This is a genomic window from Rhodothermales bacterium (assembly GCA_040221055.1).
GTDB lineage: Bacteria > Bacteroidota > Rhodothermia > Rhodothermales > UBA10348 > 1-14-0-65-60-17.
On the sequence record JAVJVN010000009.1, the window covers coordinates 275,317 to 297,840 of the forward strand.

Below are 22,524 nucleotides of genomic sequence, written 5' to 3' on the forward strand. Positions count from 1 at the left end.
CCCGTTTCTGTAGGTCCCCCCACAAGTTTGGTGTCGGGCAGACCACTACACGTAGAGGGTGCTTCAGCTTCCCGTTTCTGTGCCGATAATGTCGATAGCAGCACAAAACAACTATCGACATGCAGGCACCGTCTTCCCCCCGGACGCTTATCGCAGGAGGGGCCGGATTCATTGGCTCCCATCTCTGCGACCGATTCCTTCGCGATGGCCATGAGGTCATCTGCGTCGACAACTTGTTGACGGGCCGTCTGGAGAACGTGGATCACCTGTCACGGAATCCACACTTCACGTTCATCCACGCTGACATCTCACGAACCACCGATTTCGGTACCGGGTTCGACAATGTCCTGAATTTCGCGTGCCCGGCATCCCCCATCGACTATCTGAACTATCCGCTGGAGACGCTGGATGTCGGATCGGCCGGGACCAAGAACCTGCTGGAATTGGCCAGCCGTGAGGATGCCCGGTTCCTCATGGCCTCCACCAGCGAAGTCTATGGGGACCCACTCGTGCATCCGCAGCGCGAAGACTACTGGGGAAACGTCAATCCCATAGGCCCGCGGAGCGTCTACGACGAGTCCAAACGCTTCTCGGAAGCCATCGTTTCGGCCTATCATCGTGAACGCGGCGTTGCCACCCGCATTGTGCGCATCTTCAATACCTATGGTCCACGCATGCGCCTGGACGATGGTCGCGTCCTCCCGACCTTCATGCGCCAGGCCCTGTCCGGCCAACCTATTTCGATTTTCGGTGATGGCAGTCAGACCCGTTCGTTCTGCTACGTGGACGATCTGGTGGAAGGCATCGTCCGCCTCCTCAACTCCAGCGAAACGGAACCGGTCAACATCGGCAACCCGGAGGAAGTGACCATCCGCACCTTCGCCGAGGAAGTCATCGCGCTTACGGGCAGCGCCTCGACGATTTCCTGGAATCCCCTGCCCCAGGACGATCCAAAGGTGCGCAAACCGGACATAGCGCGGGCGTTCGGCATCCTCGGTTGGACGCCGACCGTGACCCGCCAGGACGGCATAGCAGCCACGCTCTCCTACTTCCAGCATGAAGTCGAGCGCACGGGACTCATCCAGCCTGCCGATCGGAGACCGAATGGCCGCCTGCGGGAGCGGGGAGCCATCCAGCGCCGTCAACGAGCCAAATTCAAACCATCCATGGATCCGCGCACGCTTCGCGTCCAATGAGTGATCATCCCAAATCATCGTCCCCGCTTCGCCCCGAAGGACCCGCCCGGCCATCCCGCCGCGGTCGGGTTCGGCGCGTTCGGCCGCAGCCGGACGCTGATTTGCTGCGCTTCATTGCCACCGGGGAGCAGACACAGCAGGGACCTGGAGCCGCGTCGTGGCCCACTCCTGAGGCCGACGAAAAACCCCGCTACCTGCCCACGTGGCACACGGTCGTCGATGCGGCCCCGGAGCTGGACGAGTCGAAGACTCAGACCCATCCGGCGATGCCTTCGCGGCAGATGCCGGTCCTGGCTCCGGTGGTCGACCCCCTTTTTCCGGCTCCACCGTCCAGGGCCATTCCGGCACGCCCATCGAGCGAGCCCATCCTGTCGGTTCTGCGTCGCCGTGCAGGCACCATCCTTGGCCTCACCGTAATGTTCTGGTCCGTTTTGACGGCCTATATCACGCTCGTTCCCCCGGAGTACGAGGCCGCCGCCACGCTCATGATCGATACCCGGGGATTCAGGGCCGAAATGGAGAACCTGCCGCGCCTGAGTGAGGGCACTGGAGCCGTGGGTACGCCAAAAATAGCCAATCAGGCGCTCTTGCTGCAGTCTTCCCCCGAGATTGCACAGGCGACTGCCGAGCGGTTGGTAGCCGCCGGCGGACCCGGCCTGACCATCCTTCAGGACCTCCCGTCACGCGACCCGAAGGAAGAAATCATCCGTCGCATGCGGGAAGATTATGTCATCGTCCAGCCACAACAGAGCGACGAGGATGAGCCGGACGCCATTCATGTCAGGGTCCGGAGCACCAATCCCCGTGAGGCATCGCTGATTGCCAACACGTTTGCCCGGGAATACGTGGGCAGCGTGGAGCGTTCCACGGCGCGGCATTTCGAAGAGGCCACCGCATGGTATGCCACCCGTCTGGATGAGCAGGCACAGGTGCTGGGCGCGCTTGACGCCCGCCTGGCGGCATTCGTGGATACCGACGGCAGCGTCCTGTTCGACGAGGAGGCCACCCATCTCATCCGGCAGATTGCCGCGCTGCGCGCCGACCTGGATGACGTCCGCGTCAATATCCGCCAGTCCGAAGCCAAACTGGCATCGTTCGAGACCGAGCTCGGCGACATGGGTCCCCAACTCAAGGCCGAGCGCATTGCGACCGGGCTGCAGGAAGAGATCGATCAGACCAACGCCCGGATTGCGGAAGTCGAATTGGAAGCAGAACGCTTCTACACCCGGAACCCTGAACTCCGGCTGGACCCGTCGCCATCCGCCGAACTGGTGAAGTTGCTGGAAGAAGCCGCGTCCCTCCGGATCCGCGTAGAGTCGTTGTCCGAGCAATATGTGTCGGAAATCGTGGCCGTGGGTGGCGTGGACCTGCGCTCCCACAACGGATCGGTATCGTACATGGCCCAGCTCCGACGGAATCTGGCGGAAGAACGGATTGCCCTGAGTGGTGCACGGGCGAAGGAAGCCGCCTTGGCCGCCCGCCTCGTTGAATACGATCAGCGGCGGCGCGAATTGCCCGGTCGAACCGTTGATTACAAGCAAATCCAACAGGAACGCGACGATGCATGGAAAACGTGGTCCGACCTGGATGGTCGACTCGATGCCGTCCGCGAGGCAGAGCGCTCCAGGCGGGCCTTCGCCCAGATTGTTGCGCCAGCCGTTCCACCTGAGGATCCCGTCCGGAATCCCATGATCATTGCCTTGCTCGGCGCGGTCCTTGGGCTACTCGTTGCCGGAGGTGCCGGTTATGGTCTGGACCAACGGGACACCCGTATCCATACGGACGGGCACCTGGCGAATTCCGGTCTGGCCGCTGCAGGCTTCGTTCCCGCCCTGGACAAGCCCTGGTACCGGACTTCGGGAAGAACGGTGCGCCGCTCCTTCGGCGATCGTCACGTCTCCACGGAAGTGGTCACGCTGGTCCATCCCGGATCGCCCATGGCCCGTGCATGGAGGCGCATCCAATTGCACGTGGAAGACACACAAACCATCCTGGTCACCTCTGCCGAAGCGCGTGCCGGAAAAAGTACGGCGGCAACCAATCTGGCCGTGGCATGCGCACAGGCGGGCAAACGGACCGTGTTGGTGGATGCCAATGTGTACCACCCGGCTGTCATCCGCCTGCTGGGACTGGGTGATCAGGCCGAATTTGATCTGGCCAGTTGTTCGTTCACGAACGGACCGCACGTGGATCGCTTCTCCGAATTGCTGCCCAACCTGTATGCCGTGGCCCTGACCGGGCCGGCCGATGGCTCGTCGGAATACCTGCTGTCCACCCATTTCGTGCCGTTCCTGGAGCGACTGAAGGGCGCCTTCGACGTGATTGTCATTGACAGTCCTGCCGCACTGGACCGTTCAGATGCGCTTCGACTGTCGAAACTGGTTGACCGGACGTTGCTCGTGGTCCGCGGTGGTCAATCCGAGACGCCGTCCGTCCAGGCCGTGGCCGATGATATCCGGCAAGCCGGCGGGCGCGTACCAGAGGCTGTCATGATCGGATACATGCCTGACCACATCCGCATCCGTGACCATCATGTTGCTCGCTGATCTTAAAAGCGGCAAGGGACCTGCATGGGCACTGGCCGATCAGGGATTCATCAGCCTGGCGAATTTCCTCAGCATCCTGCTGCTGGTCCGTTCCACCTCGGACGGGGTATTCGGCGTGTTCATTCTGGCGTGGTCGGTGCTCATGGTATTGGCCGCCGTCCAGCATGCCGGCCTCACGCAGGCACACCATAACCTGCATGCCCGCTTCCATGCCCATCGGGGACGCGAACTGTCCGGGACGCTCGTCGTCCTTCAGTGGATGCTGTCCGGTGGTCTGGCCGTGTTCTTCCTCGGCGCGGGTAGCCTGGCGCCCGACGCCTGGTCGACGCCGGCATTTGCCCTCGCCCTCGCGGTTCCGTTCTGGTTGGGTCAAGACCTGGTACGCCGCTTCCTGTATACGCAACACCGGACCGGTGCGGCGTTCGTGAACGACGCCCTTTCCTATGGGGGACAACTGATTGGCATTGTAATGCTCGTGCAATTCGGAAGCCCGTCGGCCGCTTCGGCCCTGCTCGTCCTGGGCGGCGCGTCGGCAGTCGCGTGCCTGTTGGGCGCCTGGCAACTTCGCGCGCACGTCTCCTTCCGCCATCTCACCTCGCATCGTCACGCTGCGTATCTCCGACAGACCTGGCGGTTCGGGTCGTGGCTGGGCGGCAGTGAAATCCTGAAGTGGACGGGACGCCACGGAGCCACCTGGCTCGTTGCCTTCGTCTCGGGCATGGCCGTTCTCGGACCGTTCCGCGCCGTTCTGCATGTCGTCAATGCCCTCAATCCGTTGAAACTGGCCGCATTCGCGTACCTGCCTACCCATGCGGCTGCCATTCACGCAACCTCGGGTGACCGGGCGCTCCGGAAGTGGCTCGGCGGTCGCATGATCGCACTGCTGCTTCCCTACGGTGTCCTCGCGACCGCGCTCGTCCTGGGGGGCAACGGGTTGCTGGTGACCTTCTATGGCACGCGCTTTGACGGCAGTTTCTACGCCGGATTGTTGGCCCTCGGTGTGGCCAGCCACGCCATCCACTTCATCCGCTCCCTGGTCCAGCTGGGTCTGGTGGCCCAGCGTCGCACGCGCCTGGTCATGATTGAATCGATGATATCGGTTGGATTGATGGCAACCGTCGGTCTCGGGCTACTGATGTGGCTCGGTTTGCCCGGCGTGCTCATGGGTGAAATCGTCACCGGCGTGCTCCTCCTTTGCCTGAATGTGTACTTCCTGTTCCGGGCGGCCGGGGACGTCCGCACGACGGGCGGCCACGAAGCGGACATTGAGCTGCGTCGAGGCTCCCGGACGGTCCTGAAACGGCACCACGACCGCGAGGAAGCCGCCCGGGAATTCAGTCGCCTGTCCTCATTGCGCACCCTTTCGGAGGCCTCCGGAAACTCCTTCTCCGTTCCCCGGGCGCTGTCGTTGGACGCAGCGGCCGGTCACATTACGATGACGCTGGAGCCCGGAGCACAGCTTCAGGAATTGCTGGAAACCGACCGGCAAACCAGTCCCTTTGCGTCCGGACATGCGCTCGGTCGCAGCCTGGGTGCCGTTCGCAGCGCATCGGGCCATTCCGTGACGCTGCCTGATTTCGGTGCCCACAATGCACTCTGGGACACATCGACCTCCCGACTTACCCTCATCGACTTCGGTCAGGGACAGGCGGAGGCCATGCCGACCGGCGAGGCGGCCCACGTACTGGCCCATGTCGCCATCCGACTGGCCCATCCCCGTCGTGTGTTCAGCCGCACCCTCTGGACGCGGTACACGGAGTTCCTGCGGGCTACCATGGACGGCCTGGAGCATGAAGTCGATACGGATGATGCCGCCCAAGCGCTGCGGAAAGTCCGCCATGATGTCACGCTCGGACCCTGGCTCCGCCGCCAATGGATGCGCCGTGTCGCCCCCTGGGCCCTGGCACGTCTCCTGAATCAGTTGGAGGCATGACCTGAACCACGCGGCCCTCCATACCGATCCCCTGCCCGCGACTGTACGCTGGTTCCTGGTCGCCCTGCCGGTCCTGCTGCTGGGATACGCGCTTGCCGGACGCGGTTTCGCATACCTCGGAGCCGCTCCGCTTTTCGTGGGCGAACTCGTTCTGGCCCTTGGGATTGCTGCCCTCCTGGCAAGCCATGGCATGAGGACCCTCCTGCGTCGACCCTTGCCCCTCCTGCTCCTGGCGTTCATGGCGTGGAGTGCCGTGGCCACGCTTCCCCAACTGCCGGCCTACGGCGTTGCGACGCTCCGGGATGCCGCATTCTGGGGGTACGCTCTGTACGGGTTCGTGGTCGCGGGCCTCATCCTCCGGTGGCCGGACATCCTGAGACGACTGTTCATCCAGTACCGGACCTTTGCCCTCCTCTTTGCAGGAGGCGCCTGGCTGGCCTTCCTCGTGGCCGAACAGTTCGGCGGATTGTTCAACGTCCCGGGGACGGACATCGCCTTTTTCAATGCCAAGGGCGGAGATTTGCTCGTCCACGCGGCGGGGGCAGCCGCCTTTACCCTGATCGGATTCGCCGATCGGCCCAAATGGATCTACGCCTTCCTGGCCCTCGACGCGGTCATCATCATGGTCAGCAACCGGGGCGGGATGGTCGCGTTCGCGATGGCCATTTTCGTGCTGGTGCTGGTCCGTCCCCAGCGGATGAACCTGCTGCCGTTCGTGTATGGCGGGATTGTCGTCGCCTTGACCCTCATCCTGGTCGATCCCCGCATCCAGATCGATGAGCGGCGCACCATATCCCTGGACCAGTTCAAGGAGAACATCGCATCGGTATTCACCGATTCAGGGACCTCCCAACTCGAGAACACCAAGGCATGGCGTATCAATTGGTGGTCCGATATCGTGTCCTACACCGTATTCGGTGACCATTTCCTGCTGGGAAAAGGGTATGGAATCAACCTGGCGACGGATGACGGTTACCAGGTGCTCAAGGACGAGTCTCTCCGCTCCCCCCACAATGCCACCATGACGGTCCTGGCCCGCTCGGGTGTTCCGGGCGTTGCGCTCTGGGTGGCCTTCCTCCTGGTCTGGAGCGGCACACTGCTGTCCCAGCTCCTGGACGCCCGTCGGCGCGGTCGCGTCACGTGGACCAGCATCCACGCGTTCCTGCTTGCCTATTTCGCTGCATTCATGGTGAACGCCAGTTTCGATGTGTTCCTGGAAGGGCCCATGGGCGGCATCTGGTTCTGGTGCCTGGTCGGCGTCGGGATCGCGGTTGCCGAATTGTACCGGACCCGTCCGGACTTCTTCACGGACGAACAGGAGCAAGCCCGATGAGTACCCGGCCACACATAGCAACCGGTCCTCCCGGCGGGAGTCGTCACATCCTTGGGATGCGCGTGGACGCGGGCACCTACGCCAGCATGGCCGACCGAATCGTGGACTGGGGAAGCCGGAACGCGTCCAGATATGTGTGCGTGGCGAATGTCCACATGGTCATGGAAACCGTGGATTCCGCCGATTTCCGCCGTGTCGTGAACGAGGCGGACCTGGTGACCAGTGACGGGGTGCCGTTGGTGTGGGCACTCCATGCGCTGGGCATACCGGCTGCGGAACGCGTCTACGGGCCCACCCTCGTCCTCGAAATCTGTGCGCGTGCGGAGCAAGGCGGCATCCCGATCGCCCTGTATGGGGGCACCCCTGACCGCCTGGCGGCTTTCACGGCCTTTCTTGCGCGTACGTACCCCCGGTTGGTCGTGGCCGCGGCCATTGCCCCACCTTTCCGCCCTTTGACGCCCGAGGAAGACGAGGCGCATACGGCCGAACTGGCGGCCTCCGGAGCCGGAATCACGTTCGTAGGCATTGGTTGCCCGAAGCAGGAACGATGGATGGCCGCCCACAGGGGACGGATACCGAGCACCATGGTCGGCGTCGGCGCGGCGTTCGACTTCCACTCGGGTACCGTCCGCCAGGCACCTCCATTCCTGCAGCGGTTGGGTCTTGAATGGCTGTTCCGCCTGCTCATGGAGCCCCGGCGCTTGTGGAAACGGTACCTGAAGCACAATCCGCGGTTCGTCGTGGGATTCGCACACCAACTCCTGCGTGAACGGACCCTGTCCCACGAGGCATCGGCATGAAGGTGCTCATTGTCCACAATACGTACCGGTTTCCTGGCGGAGAAGACGTGGTTGTCGAATCGGACCTGCATCGACTCCGGGACGCGGGACATACGGTCGACCTGTGGACGGTAGGGAACGATGCGCTGCGCGATGCGCCATCACCGGCCCTCGCTGCCAACACCATCTGGAACCGGTCGATGCGCCGCGAAGCCTTCAATCGGGTGCGTGCACACGGCTATGACGTGGTCCACGTCCACAACACCATGCCGCGCTTTTCGCCGGCCATCCTGGGTGGATTCCGGGAAGCCGGTGCCGCCGTGGTCCAGTCCCTGCACAACTACCGGCTGGTGTGTCCGGCGGGCACCCTGTTCCGCGACGGCCGCGTATGTACGGATTGTACGGCGACGTCCACACGGTGGCCCGCTGTCGCGCACGGGTGTTATCGGGATTCCCGTCCGGCAAGTGCCGTTGTCGCCGCCATGCTGGGCTTCCATGAAGCCCGGGGGACCTGGACGAATGACGTGGATGCCTTCGTCGCCGTATCGGGGTTCGTGCGGGATGTGCTCGCGGACGGCGGACTTCCCGCAGAACGTATCCATGTGCTGCCCAACTCGTTGGGAGACTTGCCTCCTGTATTGCCCGAGGAGAGCAGCACCGAACCATCAGGGTCCGTCACCGACGGGTCTGCGGACCGCGTGCTCTTCGCCGGTCGGCTCGTGGCGGAAAAAGGAATTCCGGAACTGCTGGCCGCGTGGCAGGGCGTGGCCGCGTCGGGCGGCCCTCCCCGTACGCTGGTCATCCTCGGCGATGGCCCCCTGCGCGACGAGGTCGAGCAGGCCGCGCGCACCTTGGACGGCACGGCGTGGCCCATCGATTTCAGAGGGCAGGTGGACCGACACGCATTGCTCGACGCCATGGCTCATTCGGCGTGGACCATTGTACCGTCCCGCTGGCATGAACCGTTCGGCATGGTGGCCATCGAAAGCCTTGCCATGGGCACACCGGTCCTGGTGACACCGGTCGGCGGCCTGGCCGAATTGGCTGAACAGATGCCGGGCGTCCGCTTGGCAGGTGAAGATCTGGCTGCCAGTCTCCAGGAAGTCCTGGAATCAGGGACGGAAACGTGGAAGGCCCGCGCGGAGCGTGCCCGGGCTGCCCGCGACCGGTTCTCGAGTGCGCGCGGGCTGGAACGGCTGGAGGAAATCTACCGGGCGGCCCGCGCGCGCCTTGCGGCGTTCGCGCCGCTTGTGGCGATCGCAGGCCTGCTCCTGTTTGCGGCGGTCCCATTCGCGCAGGCAGCGCCGCCCCAACAAAAGGTCATCTATATCGATGCAGATGCCGCGGAGGGTGGAAATGGCTCGGCGGTGACGCCATTCCGGACGTTCCATGAGGCCTTGGCCATCGGCCAGCCGGGCCCCGGCGATACGCTCCGGGTACACCCCGGCATCTACCGGGAGTCCATTCGTCCTGCGTTGGGCGGTGCATCGGCTGACGCCCGCTTGGCCATTGTGGCCGTGGAACCGGGTACGGCCATCGTGTCGGGCGCGGATATCCTGCCCGGCGACTGGTTCGAGATGCGGGACGCAGAGTGGATCCTGACGGGCATGGCGGGCGCGGCCGACACGTCCCTGGACGTGCGGCCGCGCCCCGAGCAGCTGTTCGTGGATGACATGGCCTACCGACATGTCGGTGCCGAGGGCCAGGCCGAGCCGGGAACGTTCCGCCTGGAGCGGAGCGCCGGACAGACCGTACTCGTGGTCACCCCCCTTCCGGAACACACCTCCGGCTGGGTGCAGCGTCGAATGGAGTGGGCTGTCCGGGGACAGCTTTTTGAACCGCAGCCCTCGACCGTCCATGGGCCTGCAGGGGACACTTCGAACACGCCCTGCCGCCCGGCCCGGTCCCCGGGCTGGTACCACGTGGAAGGCCTCGTATTCGAGCGCGCCGCCAACGCGCTTCAGGTCGGCGCCGTATGCGCAGGCAGCGAAGGCAGTCGCTTCGTGAACATCGAGGTCCGGCAGACCGCATCGGTGGGCATGTATGTGCACGGCATCCATCACGAAATACAGGGCTCCCGGTTCAACCACAACGGCCAGGCCGGACTGAACGGGCGATGTACCGGATGCCGCATCACGGATAACCGGACGTCTGACAACAATTGGAAGCGCATCAATCCGCTCTGGGAAGCGGGCGGTGGCAAATGGACGCAGACGTTCAATACGGTATTCCGCCGGCATGTATCGACCGACAATGAAGGTCCCGGGCTGTGGCTGGATGAGACAAACGAGGCCAACCGGATAGAGGACGGTTTCTTCGACAACAACCTGCTGGCCGGAATCCTGCTCGAACTGAGGACGACACGGACCGAGGTCACGGGCAATCACGTCCGGCGTACCCGCCGACACGAATGGAGTGGAGCTGGCATCCTGGTTCAGGCGGCATCGGACAACACATTGCAAGGCAACCGGATAGAGAATAACGACGGAGCAGGAATCTGGCTTCGTGGCGACCATCGGGCCCCGGACGGCGGGTCGGTCATCCAGGGCAACGTACTCATGGACAACGTCCGCGTGCCGGGAAATGACTTCTCGGAGATCTCCATCGTGGCCGATTCGACGCAGGAATTCACGTCCATTCGCATGCGGGACAATGAAATCCACAACCTGGCCGCTCCCGGGTATTTCTTCCGGATCCGCGATGCAGACGTTCGTCATACCGGGAATGATGAGTCCGCATTTGAGACAATCCGGCAATCCCTCGCGTCCGGAACGGCTCATTTGCCACCCGATTGAGCTCACAAGCAAAACCACCAATGTTTGGCATGATTCTGGAGTTCCGATGAACAAACCCACACAATCCTCACCCCCCATGCAACTGCTGGTTCGCAATCGACCCGTCCGGAAGGGATCGGCCAATGACTGTCTCGTCCAGAATGTCGAAGTCTCCGACTACATGATTGCCGAGAGCATTGCGGCCCATTCCTCGAAGGGCCGTCATACCTCTGCGTTGTCGTTCGAGTATCGACGCATTTACAATTCGATTGCACTCGCCCTGGGCGACATCCTTGCCCTGACGGCGGCGCTCTACATTACCGGAGCGCTCCGGTATGCTCTCCTGGGTGAGCCTTTGTACCAGTGGTGGCTGCAACTGATTGTCCCCGTGTGGCTGCTGGCCTCCTTCGCCGCCCGACTGTATCCCGGATGGGGAATGGGCGCGGTCGAAGAACTTCGACGCCATGTGCTTACCCTGACGTCCGTATTCACGATGGCCGCCGTGCTGTTGTTCTTCACCCAGCTCGGAGCCGAAACCAGCCGATTCGCCATTGCCACCAGTTTCCTGCTCAGTCTGGGGCTGGTGCCGGGCGTCCGGCGCATTGTCAAATATCTGCTGGTGCGCTCCGGACAGTACGGGCTGCCGACGGTCATTTATGGTGCGGGCAAGGCGGGTCGTGATTTGGTCCGGTCCCTCGATGAAGACCGTGGACTTGGATACACCCCCGTCGCTTTCCTGGATGACCACCCCGCTTACTGGGGGGCGCACCTGCGTGGCATTCCCGTCCTGGGCGACACGAACCTGGTCCTGCCGGACGCCCAGGTGGCCATCCTGGCCATGCCGGACGTGGAAAACGACTTCCGCCGGCACCTGCTGGACGGTCCCCTCTCCTACTATCGTCACGTCATCATCCTGCCGGATCTGAACGATCTGCCGTCGCTTTGGGTCGGCACCATCGACATGGGCGGCACGCTCGGACTCAAGATCTCCCTGAATCTGGCCGATCCGGTCTCCCGGTTCGTAAAGCGCTTCTTTGACGTGTCTGCCACCGTACTGTCGGCTCCGTTCTGGCTCCCGTTGGTGGCTTTGCTGTCCGGGCTCATCTGGCTGGAAGACCGGAAAAACCCCTTCTTCCTGCAGGACCGCGTAGGCCGCGACGGCAAACCGTTCCGGACCTGGAAATTCCGGACCATGGTCACGGATGCCGATCGTGCGTTGCGGGATGCCCTGGCCGCAGACGCGGCGCTCAAGGCCGAATGGGACGCGAACTTCAAACTCCGCAATGATCCGCGCATAACCCGGGTCGGCCGTCTACTTCGCAAGACGTCGCTCGACGAAATTCCCCAGCTGTTCAACGTGCTGGGAGGGTCGATGTCCCTCGTCGGACCACGTCCCCTTCCGGACTATCACGACCAGGAAGTTGATGCCCGGGTCCAGCACCTGCGTCGCCGGGTCCGCCCGGGCATGACCGGGTTGTGGCAGGTGTCCGGTCGATCCGATATCGGGACCGATGGAATGGAGCAATATGATTCGTATTATGTGCGCAATTGGTCCATCTGGCTTGATATCGTGCTGATCACCCGCACATTCCAGGCCGTCATCCGGTCATCCGGCGCCTATTGATGCCGGGCGTGGAACCGTGAATATCCGCCGGGCGGATCCTGGGTCCATCGCGTGCGTTGGTCCAACCCGACATCCTTCCTCCAAGCCTGCGCGGTTCATGTCAAACGCACCCTCGGCCGATGCGCCAACCCAGTCGCTCCTCAAACGGATTGACTGGACCAACACGCTCTTCATTGGCGGCTATCATCTGGCCCTCTTCATCCTGCTGCCCATCTATCTGATGGACACCATGCCGTCGTGGACCCTTATCCTGGGTTCGTGGGCGCTCTGGACGCTGTCCCTCATGGCGATCACGACCGGGTATCACCGGCTGTATTCGCACCGGACATACAACACCAATCGCTGGATTGAGTCGGTACTGCTGTTTTTCGGTACCATGGCCACCCAGGGGAGTGTGCTCCAGTGGTCGTCGGACCACCGCATGCATCACAAGCACGTGGACTCCGACAACGATCCATACAACGTCGAAAAGGGCTTCTGGCATGCCCATATGTTGTGGATGTTTACCGGACGCCGCGAAGTTCATGAGCGGTGGGTGCACGACCTCATCAAGGACCCTGTCCTCCGCTTCCAGCACAAGCACTTCGCTGTACTCATGGTTGCCGCGAACGCCGTGGCCGTTCTCGGACTCTGGGCCCTGACCGGCGACCTGCTGGGCGCGTTCGTCATCGGCTTCCTCCTGCGTCTGTTCCTCGTCCACCACTGCACGTGGTTCATCAACTCGTTGGCGCACATGTGGGGATCCAAACCGTATTCCACCGAGCATTCGGCCGTCAACAATTTCATCCTCTCCTTCCTGACGTTCGGAGAAGGGTACCACAACTACCACCACACGTTCGCCGGTGATTACCGCAACGGCGTGCGTTGGTACCAGTTCGACCCGCCCAAGTACGTCATCTGGATCCTGAACAAGTTCGGCTTGGCCCGGGACCTCAAGCAGGTGAACCATCTGACCATCCGACGCAAGTTGATCAAGGCCGATCTGGACATGCTCGTTGCCCACGTCAAGTCGCTCGGTCAGCATCATCATGACGTCCTGGTCCACCGCGCCGAGGAAATGGCGGCCGAATTGACGGCCAAATACACCGCCCTCAAGACCGCATCGGACGCCTATCAGGATGCCAAGAAGCGGAAGGACGAGGAAATGGTGGTGCTCCGGGCTCGCATCAAGGAACTGAAGCAGTCACTCGGTTCGGACTTGAACCGTTGGAAGGACTTTGTCAATGAGACGCTGGAAATGAAGCCAGCCCTGGAGCCCGCCCGTCAGCGGGCCTGATCCGGGTCAGGACGCTTCTTCCTGAACAGGAACAAGCCTGTTCAACCACGTCGACCAGAGGCAGGCCTCCACGTCGTCGTCGTCGAACATGTTACGCCAGCAGGTCACGTATGTCCGGATCTGGGGGCCGTGTAGGGCCACCAGGTCCCGCGCCTCCTGTCGATCGGTCTTGAAGTCCACCAGCGTCCACTTCGAACCCCGTCGAAGGGCCAGGTCCACGGTGCCGGAAACCACCTGGACCATGTCGCCATCGGTGGCCAGCCCGGTCGTGAAAGGTACCTCCACCAGCACATCCTGGGCCTCCCGGATGAGGGCCCATAGCGGGCCATCCAGCAGTCCCCGGGCCGCGGCCAGCATGCCGTCGTCGTATGACGGCAGCCACTCCGGCTGGGCATGGAACGACTGGATATGGTCGCGGACCGCAGCGCTGTCGGGGACCTGTTCCCGCTGATTGACCAACCATTCAAACATGGTGTGGACGGCCTGGCCGAAGAGCTTGCCACCGGGTCCATGCCCTTCCGGGATGAAGGCGCGTTCCCCGAGTGCATGGCCTGCGGAAAGTGCGCCCAGGTCACTTGGTCGGACCACCCGGTACCGTTCCCTGGACAACAACTGGATGCGCGCCCGACGCGCATCCAATACCGCCTGGGCGTTGGCCCACACCGAGGTGGCCGGGGACGGCCGATCATCCCGGACGCCCGGCGTCTGCGCGGAGATCAGGATGGGTCCTTCAGCACTCCGCTCCAGTGCGCCGGAAAGCGTATTCCAGTACCCGGCGCGCCCCGTGCCCCGTACGGTGACCACGAGCCGCTCGACAGCCCGCGTGCACGCCACGTACAGCAGACGCACCGCCTCGGCATCCTGGAAGGCCTGCTCCGTCGACCGGATGTCCGGCCAATTCCGGGGCGCAAAGCGGACGACGGGTGAGAATCCATGCCGCTCCACGACGGGAAGGACCACCCGCGCGGATTCGGACGTCGAATCGAAATGGCAATCCGGCGTCCGGGCAGATACATGGCTCGGATTCGCCAGGAAGACCGTCCGTGCCTGCAGGCCCTTGGCCCCGTGCACCGTCATGATCCGGATGTCCGATAGTCCCGATTTCCGGCTGGTGTGGAGCGGAATCTTCTGCGCGTCGTCCCGGGCGGCCTGCAGCAGGCCGAGCGCGTGCAGCCAGGATTTTCCCGCCGCTTCCACATCCCGGAACAGCGCCAGAATCCGCTGCAACATGCCCGTATCCACATCCGCCGTCGATCGCGTCGACAGGAAGAGCCACCAGTCCTGCTCCCAGGCTATCCTGGAGAGTGCCGCATGGGGCCCATGGTCGTGCAGGACGGACGCCATGCCGTCCAGTCGCGCCAGTGCCGCTTGCACCGCGACGCTGCCTTCGGTAGCCCAATCGAGCAATTCCCGGTCGGAGACCCCCACCATCGGGGAACGAAGCGCGCTGACCTGGGCCAGCAGATCGTGGGGCGATGCCGCATATTCCAGGATGCTGCACACACTGGCCAACACATCCGACCCGCCGGTGGACGTGCCTCCCGATACCGATACCGGCAGACCCGCCATGGACAACTCAGCCACATACACGGAAATGCGTTTGGCGGTCCGCATGAGGATGAGGAAGTCCCCGGGTTCCGCCCGGCCTGCGTCCACGTCATCCTTGATCATGCGTGCAATGGTCCGGGCCTCATTCCGGGCCTCCTCCTGGGCGGACATCTTGCCGTCGTAGGTCATCCACTCGACCCGGGAAGCATCCGTGTCGGGCCGGAAAGGCAGCAACGGCTGCCAGGGGGCCTGATGGTTGCTTTCCGTGAAGGGTTCAGAAAGGGCCTGATTTATCCACGCACACACCGACGGGGTCGAACGGAAGTTCACCGTCAACTCCAGGCTGCGCCCGCCCTGATTCACGATGGCCTGTTCGCACAGGCCGAATACCTCGAAATCCGCCCTTCTGAACCGATAGATGGACTGTTTGTCGTCTCCCACAAGGAACAACCGGCCCGGCAGGAGCGGACTCCGGGACCAGGCTTCCAGATCCGGAGTCCCCGATGCCAGCCAGAACAACATGCGTGCCTGGGTCGGATCGGTATCCTGGAACTCATCCACCAGCAGGTGGCGGTACAATGCCTGGAACGCCGCCCGGGCTTCTGACGAACGGCCGACCAATTCGGCGGCCAGGCGAAGGAGGTCATCGTGGGTCAGCCGTCCCGAACGCCGGCGCTCCTGGTCGAACTCCGCCACGGCCTGCTGGACGAAGTACGTAGCCCGAGCGTGCACGCGGGCATTCCAGGCCTGGACGGCCGGGCGGACGTGCCGGGCAATCACGTCAACGAAATTGAGAGGCGATTCCTCATGATCCAGCCCGTCCCGGACGCATTTCATGAGCGCTTTGGGACGCTGCCACTTGTACAACGTCACCGGTAGCGCATCGCCCTTCTTGTTCAGCAATCCGTCCACCAATTGCAGGACGGCCACTCTGTCCGCATCCCGGGTGGCATCCATCATCCCATGGACCATCCGCGCCTTGCGCACCCCGGATTGAACCGCATCGGGATCGGGATGGAAGGGCCCGAGGGTCTCCAGGCCGCGAACCACCTCCATGGCGTGCTCCACGGCCGATTCCAGGTCCATATCATCCCCGACTTCATCCACGACCGGCACCAGATCGCTGTATTCCGAGACCCGCCGGAAGAGATCCGTGAGCATGTCGTCCGTGCAGCCTGCCGCCGTCAGCTCGTCCAACGCCTGGGACGTATTTGCCCGCGACAGGTAACGCTGCCAGAACCGTCGCCCGTCTTCCGCTGCATCCTCTGCTTCCAGTTGGATGAAATCGGGTGCAACTCCGATATCGAACGGTCGCTGGCGAAGGAGTCGGGCACAGAAAGCGTGGATGGTGCCCATGTACAGCTCTTCCGGGAACGCCATGTCCCGTTCCGCAAGCTCGTCGTACAGCCGGACTTTCAACTCGGCGGCCGCGAGTCGCGTGAAGGTGATGGCCACAATCGAGGAGGGCGTGACGCCCGATTCCAGGAGGGCGACAATCCGGGAGATGAGTGCAGTGGTCTTTCCGGACCCTGCACCGGCCCGTACAATCATGTTCGATGCCAGATCCTCGGTAATCATTCGACGATCCGAATGGTCCTCAGGCAAGCGTTCCATGGCATCCGTCATTCCGATGCTCCTCCGAGTTTGGATGCGAACATCCATCCATTCAAATGCTCCGTAAACGTGTCGGCGGGGATGATCCCGGCCTGCTCCTTGCTGTCCATGTCCTGTTTCCTCAGTTCCAGATCCCCGCACGCCTTCCGGACCGGGCAATACCGGCATTCATTCGGGTCCGCGATCTGGATGAACCAGCCGTCCTCCACACGGGACGCCAACCGGTCCAGGACGTCCCCCACGGTGCCAGGGTCAGGGGCCTGAACCAGGATCTCGGTCCCCCACTCGCCGGGACGCATGAACCGATACCCCGATCGCGCCACATTCGCCTGCGCGCCCGGCTCTTGCGCCTGTTGGCGCACAACGGCATAGACTGCCCACTGAAGGTATCGCTGCAAGTCCTGGAGCTTGGAAACAGTGTACTTCCCGGCCCCGCCCGTCTTGTAATCCAGGATGGTTTCCATGCCCTCGTCATTCCGGTCTATCCGGTCAATCCGACCGGCCACCGCCCACCTTCCCATGGCAGCGCCGTCGAAGGTCCATTCGGTCTCGACCACCTCGGACAACGCATGTTCGTCCACGGCCAGCAGCGTGTCCACCATCAATTGAAGGTCGCGAACCGATTCCTTCCAGGCGTGCGGACCGGGTTTGGGTGCCACCTCGGCGTGTGTGCGCAGCGCGTCCAGCAATGCGGCTTCCAGCCGTTCAGCCAAAGCGGCCCGGTCGGGCGTTTCGCGTTGCCATTTCACGGCCCACTCGAACAGACGATGGGCCATCAGCCCACGCTCGGCTGCGTCCAGGAACTCCGTCCGCTCCCGGACCGGCCGCACGCGGAGAATGTTCTGGATGAAATACCGGAACGGACACTCAGACAGGTCTTCGAGGGCCGACGCACTCGTTCGCCTGGGCCATACCGCGAGTGCAGGGTGCGTTCCGACCATCCCGTCGTGCGGGGTCCATTCCGGGCCGCTCCGGGCCGCCTGGGCGGCCAGAAGGGGCGCCAACTCCGGATGGGCCTCTCCGGCCCACTGAACAGCATGATCCCTCGGAACGGCCCGGATGATATCGGTCATGTCCCAAAGTCGAGCCGCCTTTCCTGCTCCGCCATCCCCATTCGCGGGGTTATCCTGCAACTTGCCCCTACGGGTCCACGCCCGGAACGCGCGGTGCGGGAACTGCGAACGCGCATTGACGATGTCGAATGCCGCAAAGGAAAGCGCCTCCAATTTCGAATGCCGGGCCAACTGGCCCACCATGTCCTGAAGCGACGCCGTTTTCGGCACGCTGTCCAGATCCCGGACCAGCTTCCGGGCCGTCCGCTGAACATCCATCGGGAGGCCTTCGAGAACGGAGCCACTCTCGGGCACTACCGCTTCATGGTCCAACCCGACCACCCACGTTGCGGCCCGAAGCGTGAACATGGATCGGTGAAGCGGCACCAGCAATACGCCGCCCCCGGCGTCCGTCTCCTCCTGCTCCCGTACCGATCGCCACCAGTCGGCCAGCCAGGATGCACACCGGGACCACGGCAGTCGCACCCCGGCATCCAGTCCGGGCAGGATGGCTCCTCGAGCGGCCGCTTGAACCCCGACGACATCCACCAGGGTATCCCAGACGTCCGCCGGCCACACCAGCGGTGCATTGGAGACGGGTACCACGCGCCGCAACAGGTCCACCACATCCTGCGCGGCCGCAGCGGACAACCGCTCCCGCTCCACCGCACGGATCCATCGCGCCACCCAGGCCTCGTCGTGGATGGAACCGGTGCGCACCGGCCACGCGGCCAGCACATCCAGGATCTCGCCCTTCCGGACGGCATCCACGGGCATCATGCCCAACCGGATGCACGCCGAGAGCCCGTCGGACGGAAATCCGTCAGCCATCCAGTCCAGGACCGCCTGCACCAGGCGTCCTTCGGGTCGGCCCGTGACGGGTCGGCCCTGCTGCAGGGTGACCGGAATACCCGCCTCCATTGCGGCCGCCACCAACTCCGGTTCATACACGTCAGCCTGGGCCATGGCAATCTGCACGTCGTCGAACGGAATGCCGGCTTCCACCACGTCCAACCAGACCCGACGGACCTCGTCATGCCGGTCGACGCCGGTGATGGCCCGACCCGCTGCGACGCCCGTACCGCCTCCCACGGTGACGGTCCGGACCGATCCGGACAGCGCATCCACCAGTCGCGCTTCCTCCCGGCTGAGGGCCATGTCGGCCAGGCGGATGAGCAGTGTGGGTTTGCGGGCTGCCAGGAACGCATCTACGTTCTCCAGCGCCATCCACGCTACCCGGGCCCCGTCCACCGCCCCTGCACGCATCAATCCCTCATCCCATACCCGCATCAATTCCCCGATCCGGGGATCCCCGCCGGCCTCCACCCAACCATCAGGCCGAATGCCCTCCATGCGCAAGGCCTGCAGCAACCTGTACAACGGGGCATGGGCATGCCGGAGCGCATGGTCATCCGGCCAGTCCAGCTGCTCCATGTACCAGGAGGTCATGCGGACTCCGGTCGTATGGTCCCACTCCAGCCAGCCGTCCAACAGGCCCGTCGGCCGCAGGACCAGCCGGGCCAGCGAACGAGGCGTCACGGCTTCCACGTTCACCAATGACACGCCGTGACGCGCCAGTCCCACCCGAAGCGCCCGCCCCTCGGCACCTGTCGGCGCAATCAGTATCTTGAGGGCCGAGAGCCGTCCCCCTTCACGCAGGGCCTGGTCAATCTCGTCAACCAGGCGGGGGCCATCCAGGTCATTCATTTTCAAGACAGGTACATGAGCAAAATCATGATCGCGTTCGATGTGGAAACCACCGGACGCAATCCAGAAACGGATCAGATCGTCGAAATATCCATGTGCCTCTACGAGGCCGGCAAGGAGGAAACATACACCACACTGGTCAAGCCCGACATCCCGATCTCGAAAGGTGCCGAGGCCGTCCACGGGATTTCCATGGAAGATGTGGCCAATGCGCCGTCATTCGCCGAGATCGCCCCGAAGGTCCGCGACTTCCTGGACGGTGCGGCTGTCCTGGTGGGCTACAACGTACGTTTCGACATCCGATGCGTTGAACGGGAATTCGAACGTATTGGACAGCCGGTCGATTTGACGGACAAATTGGTGGTGGATCCGTTCAGGATCTGGCAGACGCTCGAGCCGCGGTCCCTGACCGATGCCTACCGGCGTTTCGTGGGTGGCGACCTGGAGGAGGCGCACAGCGCCGAGGCCGACGTGCAGGCGGCCGTGAACGTACTGCGTGGCATGCGGAGGACGTTCAACCTGGAAGAAGCCACCTGGGAGGAGTTGGCCCGCATGACGAACCCGGACATGGACAGCTGGGTCGGTCCGACGAATCACCTGAAATGGAGCGAAGGCCGGGTCATCATTGCGTTCGGGAAGAAATACATGGACAGCCCCATCCTGGACGTGGCAAAATCGGACCCGTCCTACCTCTCCTGGATGATGGGCGCGGACTTCCCCAAGCACGTCGTGAGCGTGTGCAGGGGTGCACTGGCCGGTGTTCCGGAAGAGGAATTCAATGCGCGGATCAGCGCGACCCTCGGCGGACCTCCGGTGGAATAAAGGGGGGACTTGCGCTGATCTTCCAAATCACGTTATTTCGGGCATCACCAACCCGGAACGCCTCATGGACTATTTTCCCGACCTGTTCGCCGTTCTCGTAGCCGGCCTCGTTCCCATGGTCGTCGGCGCCATCTGGTATGGCCCGCTGTTCGGCCAGAAGTGGATGGACCTGTCCAACAAGACCGAGGAGCAGATCCGCGCAGAGATGAACCCACTCAGACAGTACGGTCTGACGTTCGTGGCAGGCCTCCTTGCGGCATTCGTTTTGGCCCACGGCCTGCAGGCCTTTGCCGATGCCTACGGAATGGATGGCTGGGCATATGGCATGCAAGGTGCCTTCTGGGTCTGGCTCGGCTATGTCGTCTGGGTGACCTGGCAGGAGGTGGCCTTCGACGACAAGCATGTCGTACTTTGGCTCATCAACGTTACGTACAACCTCGCCGCACTGCTCGGAATGGGCGCCATCCTGGGTGTGTGGCGATAGGCCAGGCACCGCCCCATGATTGCTGCACTGCTTCCCTTCCTGTCGCTGCTCGTTTTTTCGATCTTCCCGTTCGGGTCAACGACGGACGTGGACGTGACACCACAGGCACCGTCGGCTCGGTGGGGCGCGGATGGGCACCAGATCGTATGTGCCATCGCCTGGTGGGAGCTCACGGATGAAGCCAGGGACGGCATCCGTCAGCTCCTGGATGCCGATCCCACCTACGACCGCTTCATGGACAGCTGTGTATGGGCGGACCGGGTTCGCGGACGGGATGCGCGGTACGACCGGTATACCACGGCCCACTACGTCAACATTCCCCGCGGGGAGACATCCTTCAACCTTGAACGGGACTGTGCCGACACCTTCTGTGTGGTAGAGGGGATTGAGGAGTCCCGTGCCGTCCTCGAAAATCCGGCCGCGCCGACCGCCGAGCGGCTCGATGCGCTCAAATTCCTGTCGCACTTCGTGGGCGACCTGCATCAACCCATGCATGCCGGATATGCCGATGACCGGGGCGGCAATGACACCATGGTCATGGTGGAGGGCGAGGAATACAACCTGCACCGGGTCTGGGACTCCGTCCTCTGGGGACGGATTGGTCGCGCTTGGCTGGATCATGCATCCCTCCTCTGGTTCGATATTTCGGATGCTGACCGCAAGGCATGGGAGGACCAGAACCCGACCCACTGGGCGGAGGAATCGTTCCGGATTGTGTACGACTCGGCCTATGACCTGCCGGTCGACGATGCCTACATGGAGCGCAACACCGCCATCATCGAACAGCGCCTGCAGATGGGCGGGGTCCGCCTTGGCGCGCTCCTGAACCGGTTGTTTGCCAGCTGAGCCCATGTATGCGTTCCCGGCCCCGGTCCTGCGCATGGATGCGAACGCCATGCCGTATCACTATCTCCCCATTCCTCCGGACATCGCAGAGGACGTGATTGCCGGAGGCCAGCGACGCGTCATCATCCACGTCAACGGCGTGGAGCTCCGGCGCTACCTGTTCCAGAACAACCAGGGGGAGCACGCCGTGATTGTCTCGCTCGCCGCATTGCGAGACATGGGACTGGCCCGGGGAGACATGGCCGAGGTGGACCTCCAGGTGGACCCCGAACCCGACCGGATAGACGTCTGTGAGGAGTTCCGGATTGCCTTGGACCAGGACCCCGAAGCCGCCGAGCGCTTCGAAGGCCTGACCGTTGGACAACGCCGTGGGCTGGCCGGCTATATTGCGTCGGGCAAGCGCGAGGAGACCCGCATCCGCCGGTCGCTTGATATCTGCCGGAAACTCCGGACCCACTCCCTGTATGGTGATCGAAATGAATGATGTGAATTGGCGCGAACTCGTGGATACGCTCGGCCTTGCGCCCCATCCCGAGGGGGGCTGGTTCCGGGAGACGTACCGGTCCACGCGTTCCGTCACGCCGCACGACGACCGCGCCGACCGCTCGGCGATCACGACCATCGACTTCCTGCTTCCGGAAGGCACGTTCAGCCGCTGGCACCGGGTGCACTCATGCGAAGTCTGGCACCATATGCACGGTCATCCCCTCGAATTGGCGGTCGTTCCTCCCTCCCTCGATGCGTTCGAAATCATCCGACTGGACAGCGTCGGACGTGGTACGCACATGCACGTCGTTCCTGCGGGGTGGTGGCAAGCGGCGCGGCCCGCCGGGGCCCATGCCCTCTGCGCGTGCACGGTCGGCCCCGGTTTCGACTTCGCCGACTTCGCGTTCCTCTCGGACGAGCCCGGCGGGCCGCGCCGCATGCAGGTACTGAACGAAGCCTGGGCCGCGTATATTTGATGTTCCACCCTCCATCCCACCCTACTGT

General features: G+C 63.4%; 15 protein-coding genes. 13 read left to right on the top strand and 2 right to left on the bottom strand.

Features of this window, described 5'->3' with window-relative positions; translation table 11 throughout:
* Positions 1–119 precede the first annotated feature (119 nt).
* The 8 genes from RIE53_03830 (at position 120) to RIE53_03865 (ending at position 13,461) form a co-directional block, all read left to right on the top strand.
* Complete coding sequence (locus RIE53_03830) at positions 120–1,196, top strand: SDR family oxidoreductase (GenBank protein MEQ9103805.1); 1,077 nt, start codon at positions 120–122, stop codon at positions 1,194–1,196.
* The gene (locus RIE53_03835; GenBank protein ID MEQ9103806.1) at positions 1,193–3,742 is read left to right on the top strand and encodes a P-loop NTPase; all 2,550 of its coding nucleotides are present in this window, start codon (positions 1,193–1,195) and stop codon (positions 3,740–3,742) included. The genes RIE53_03830 and RIE53_03835 overlap by 4 nt, the downstream gene beginning before the upstream one ends.
* Complete coding sequence (locus RIE53_03840; protein ID MEQ9103807.1) at positions 3,729–5,675, top strand: hypothetical protein; 1,947 nt, start codon at positions 3,729–3,731, stop codon at positions 5,673–5,675. Before RIE53_03835 ends, RIE53_03840 begins: the two co-directional genes overlap by 14 nt.
* Before the next feature lie 190 nt (positions 5,676–5,865).
* A complete protein-coding gene (locus tag RIE53_03845) occupies positions 5,866–7,008 on the top strand; it encodes an O-antigen ligase family protein (protein ID MEQ9103808.1) in 1,143 nt (380 codons plus the stop codon).
* Positions 7,009–7,094: 86 nt separating this feature from the next.
* Entirely contained in the window at positions 7,095–7,808 is a 714-nt protein-coding gene (locus tag RIE53_03850; protein MEQ9103809.1) for a WecB/TagA/CpsF family glycosyltransferase, read from the top strand.
* The gene (locus RIE53_03855) at positions 7,805–10,582 is read left to right on the top strand and encodes a glycosyltransferase (GenBank protein MEQ9103810.1); all 2,778 of its coding nucleotides are present in this window, start codon (positions 7,805–7,807) and stop codon (positions 10,580–10,582) included. Before RIE53_03850 ends, RIE53_03855 begins: the two co-directional genes overlap by 4 nt.
* 76 nt (positions 10,583–10,658) lie before the next feature.
* Positions 10,659–12,185: an undecaprenyl-phosphate galactose phosphotransferase WbaP gene (wbaP, locus tag RIE53_03860; protein ID MEQ9103811.1), complete on the top strand. Its 1,527-nt coding sequence runs from the start codon at positions 10,659–10,661 to the stop codon at positions 12,183–12,185.
* A gap of 97 nt (positions 12,186–12,282) precedes the next feature.
* Entirely contained in the window at positions 12,283–13,461 is a 1,179-nt protein-coding gene (locus RIE53_03865) for a fatty acid desaturase (protein ID MEQ9103812.1), read from the top strand.
* Positions 13,462–13,467: 6 nt separating this feature from the next.
* Here RIE53_03865 and RIE53_03870 read toward each other — a convergent pair whose 3' ends face one another.
* On the bottom strand, positions 13,468–16,623 hold the full coding sequence (locus RIE53_03870; protein MEQ9103813.1) for a UvrD-helicase domain-containing protein: 3,156 nt from the start codon (positions 16,621–16,623) through the stop codon (positions 13,468–13,470).
* Positions 16,624–16,631: 8 nt separating this feature from the next.
* Positions 16,632–19,382, bottom strand: coding sequence for a PD-(D/E)XK nuclease family protein (locus tag RIE53_03875; protein ID MEQ9103814.1), 2,751 nt, complete (start codon positions 19,380–19,382; stop codon positions 16,632–16,634).
* 15 nt (positions 19,383–19,397) lie between these two features.
* On the opposite strand from RIE53_03875, the gene RIE53_03880 reads away from it, so the two are divergent.
* The 5 genes from RIE53_03880 to RIE53_03900 all read left to right on the top strand — a co-directional run bounded on the left by RIE53_03880 (position 19,398) and on the right by RIE53_03900 (position 22,496).
* On the top strand, positions 19,398–20,204 hold the full coding sequence (locus RIE53_03880) for a 3'-5' exonuclease (protein MEQ9103815.1): 807 nt from the start codon (positions 19,398–19,400) through the stop codon (positions 20,202–20,204).
* Between the two features lie 64 nt (positions 20,205–20,268).
* Positions 20,269–20,688 carry a DUF1761 domain-containing protein gene (locus tag RIE53_03885; protein MEQ9103816.1) on the top strand — a complete coding sequence of 140 codons (420 nt, stop codon included), beginning with the start codon at positions 20,269–20,271 and terminating at the stop codon, positions 20,686–20,688.
* Between the two features lie 15 nt (positions 20,689–20,703).
* The gene (locus tag RIE53_03890; protein MEQ9103817.1) at positions 20,704–21,534 is read left to right on the top strand and encodes a S1/P1 nuclease; all 831 of its coding nucleotides are present in this window, start codon (positions 20,704–20,706) and stop codon (positions 21,532–21,534) included.
* Positions 21,535–21,538: 4 nt separating this feature from the next.
* The gene (locus tag RIE53_03895) at positions 21,539–22,018 is read left to right on the top strand and encodes a YdeI/OmpD-associated family protein (protein ID MEQ9103818.1); all 480 of its coding nucleotides are present in this window, start codon (positions 21,539–21,541) and stop codon (positions 22,016–22,018) included.
* Positions 22,011–22,496 (top strand): cupin domain-containing protein, encoded by a 486-nt coding sequence (locus RIE53_03900; protein ID MEQ9103819.1) that lies wholly within the window; start codon positions 22,011–22,013, stop codon positions 22,494–22,496. Before RIE53_03895 ends, RIE53_03900 begins: the two co-directional genes overlap by 8 nt.
* The last annotated feature ends 28 nt before the right edge of the window (positions 22,497–22,524 follow it).